This window comes from Ruegeria sp. N11, from assembly GCF_056531525.1.
Genome location: NZ_JBQFLX010000062.1, coordinates 1 through 3,463, shown reverse-complemented (window position 1 = coordinate 3,463; position 3,463 = coordinate 1). Strand labels below are relative to the sequence as shown.

The following is a 3,463-nucleotide window of genomic DNA, read 5'->3' as shown; positions in this document are numbered from 1 at the left end:
CCCCGCCATTTTGCTGGCGGGGTTTTATCTTTCACTCAGCGGCTTCTTCGTATTCTGACATTGGAGGGCATGTGCAGATGAGGTTTCTGTCGCCGTATGCGTTGTCGACGCGGTTGACGGGGGACCAGTATTTGTCGACGCCCATGGAGCCCGGGGGGAAGCAGGCCTGTTCGCGGGTGTAGGGGCGGTCCCAGTCGCCGACCAGATCGCGCACCGTGTGGGGGGCGTTTTTGAGCGGGTTGTTGTCCGCGTCGATCTTGCCGTCGATGATGTCCTGCGCCTCGGCCCGGATGGACAGCATGGCATCGCAGAAGCGGTCCAGCTCGGCCATGGGTTCCGATTCGGTGGGTTCGACCATCAGGGTGCCCGCCACCGGCCAGGACATGGTCGGCGCGTGGAAGCCGCTATCGACCAGACGCTTGGCGATGTCATCGACGCTGACATGCGCGGCCTCGTCCAGCGGACGGGTGTCGAGGATGCATTCATGCGCCACCCGGCCCGTTTCCGAGGTGTAGAGGATCGGATAGGCATCCTTGAGCCGTGCCGCGATGTAGTTGGCGTTCAGGATTGCCACTTTCGTCGCCTGGGTCAGACCCTCACCGCCCATCAGCAGCACATAGGCCCACGATACGGGAAGGATCGAGGGCGAGCCGAAGGGCGCCGCCGAGACCGGACCCACGGCGGTGCCGTATTCCGGGTGGCCGGGCAGATGCTCTTCCAGATGCGCCTTGACGCCGATCGGACCCATGCCGGGGCCGCCGCCGCCATGCGGGATGCAGAAGGTCTTGTGCAGGTTCAGGTGGCTGACATCGCCGCCGATCTTGCCCGGCTGGGCCAGACCGACCATGGCGTTCATGTTGGCGCCGTCGATATAGACCTGACCGCCGTGGTCATGGGTGATCTGGCAGACCTCCTGCACGGTTTCCTCGAACACGCCATGGGTCGAGGGGTAGGTGATCATGCAGGCGGCCAGATGGTCGCTGTGCTTTTCCGCCTTGGCGCGAAAATCGGCGACATCGATGTTGCCCTTGTCATCCGACTGCACCGGCACCACCTGCCAGCCCACCATCTGCGCCGAAGCCGGGTTGGTGCCATGCGCCGAGGTCGGGATCAGACAGACATTGCGGTGCCCTTCGCCACGGGCGAAGTGATAGTTGCGGATGGTCAGCAGGCCTGCGTACTCACCCTGCGCGCCCGAGTTGGGCTGCTGGGAGATCGCGTCATAGCCGGTGATCTGGCACAGCTTGTCGTTCAGATCGTCGATCATCTCGAGATAACCCTGCGCCTGATCTTCGGGGCAGAACGGGTGCAGATTGCCGAACTCGGGCCAGGTGACCGGGATCATCTCGATCGTGGCGTTCAGCTTCATGGTGCAGGACCCCAACGGGATCATCGCCCGGTCCAGTGCCAGGTCGCGGTCGGCCAGACGGCGCATGTAGCGGGTGATCTCGGCCTCGGCCCGGTTCTTGTGGAAGATCGGGTGGGTCAGGTACGCGCTTTCGCGCAGCGCATGTTCCGGCAGGCGGTAATGCTTGTTCGAGCTGTCATCCTTGCGGTCGATGCCGAAGGCACCCCAGACCGCCTCGATGGTCTCGGGCCGGGTCTGTTCATCAAGGCTTATGCCGACCTTGGTCTCGCCGACCTTGCGCAGGTTGACGCCCCGGGCCACGGCGGCCTCCATGACCGTTTTCTGCAGATGGCCGACCTCGACCGTGATGGTGTCGAAGAACACCTCGGGTTCCACGGCAAAGCCTGCCGCCTCCAGACCGTCGGCCAGGCGCGAGGTCTTGCGGTGCACCGATTGCGCGATGGCCTTGATGCCGTCGGGGCCGTGATAGACCGCATACATCGAGGCAATGACGGCCAGCAGCGCCTGCGCGGTGCAGACGTTCGAGTTGGCTTTTTCGCGGCGGATATGCTGCTCGCGGGTCTGCAGCGCCAGGCGATAGGCCTTGTTGCCACGGCTGTCGATGCTGACGCCGATGATCCGCCCCGGCATCGACCGTTTCAGCTTGTCGGTAGTCGCCATGTAGGCCGCGTGCGGGCCGCCATAGCCCATCGGCACGCCAAAGCGCTGGGTCGAGCCGATGGCAATGTCCGCGCCCATCTCGCCCGGTGACTTCAGCAGCGCCAGCGACAGGATGTCGGCCGCCACGATGGCGATCGCTTTATGTTCATGCAGCGCCGCGATCTCGGCAGAGAAGTCGCGCACATGGCCATAGGTGCCCGGATACTGGAAGATGGCGCCAAACACCGCGCCTGCGTCCAGTTGATCTGGATCGGCCACCTGCACGTCGATGCCCAGAGGCTCAGCGCGTGTTTTAATGACCGCGATGGTCTGCGGGTGGCAGTTCTTGTCCACGAAGAAGGCCGCGTTGTTGGCCTTGGAGCGACCACCACGCTTGGCCATCGCCATCGCCTCGGCAGCAGCTGTGGCTTCGTCCAGCAACGAGGCGTTGGCCACGTCCAGCCCGGTCAGGTCGCTGACCATGGTCTGGAAGTTCAGAAGCGCCTCAAGACGGCCCTGGCTGATCTCGGGCTGATAGGGCGTATAGGCGGTGTACCAGGCCGGGTTTTCCAGGATGTTGCGCAGGATCGGCGCCGGCGTGGTGGTGCCGTAATAGCCCTGACCGATCAGCGAGGTCAGAACCTTGTTCTTGCGCGCCACCTCTTTCATGTGAAAGAGCGCATCGCGCTCGGTCATCGCCGGACCCCAGTCCAGCGGCTCTGTCTGCCGGATCGCCGGCGGGACGGTGGCGTCGATCAGCTCGTCCAGCGTCTTGAAGCCGATCACCTTCAGCATGTCGCGCATCTCGGTGGGCGACGGGCCGATGTGGCGGCGATTGGCGAAGTCATAGGCTTCGTAATCGGTCAGTTTGAAGGCCATTGCAGCGCTCCTCATGAAATGTCTCACCCAGCCGCTCTGGCAGGAGCCTCCGGCGTGGGGTAAGGGCCGTCCTGGAACCTGTCCGGGGACAGTTTCAGGCCCAAACGGGCGGAGCCCAAATCAGCGGCTCCGGGTGAAAGAAGGGGGCGGATCCCGTCGGAACCCGCCGTTTGCTCAGCCGATCAGGGCCTTGTAGCCGTCCAGATCCATCAGATCCTCCAGCTGCGAGGCATCCGCGATCTTGATCTTGTAGATCCACGCCTCGCCCTCGGGGTCGTCGTTCAGCGAACCGGGATTGTCCGCCAGCGCCTCGTTCACCTCGACAATCTCGCCATCCACCGGCGCATAAAGCTCGGACGCCGCCTTGACCGACTCGATCACTCCGATCTCGCCGCCCTTCTCAAACTCGTCACCCGCTTCCTGCTGCTCGACAAAAACAACATCGCCAAGCTGCTCAGCCGCATGAACCGTAATCCCCAGCGTCGCAACTTCTCCTTCAACTCGCAGCCACTCGTGCTCTTCAGAATAATACGTCGACATTCCTGTTCTCTCCTGACTTCAACGCTTGTAGTTTTG

General features: G+C 63.3%; 2 protein-coding genes. Both read right to left on the bottom strand.

The window, feature by feature from the left end; all coding sequences use genetic code 11:
* Window positions 1-31: 31 nt before the first annotated feature.
* Window positions 32-2,887, bottom strand: a complete 2,856-nt coding sequence (gene gcvP / locus ACR0J8_RS24105) for an aminomethyl-transferring glycine dehydrogenase (RefSeq protein ID WP_480892837.1) — start codon at window positions 2,885-2,887, stop codon at window positions 32-34.
* Between the two features lie 174 nt (window positions 2,888-3,061).
* Window positions 3,062-3,427: a glycine cleavage system protein GcvH gene (gene gcvH / locus ACR0J8_RS24100; protein ID WP_170613943.1), complete on the bottom strand. Its 366-nt coding sequence runs from the start codon at window positions 3,425-3,427 to the stop codon at window positions 3,062-3,064.
* Window positions 3,428-3,463: the final 36 nt, after the last annotated feature.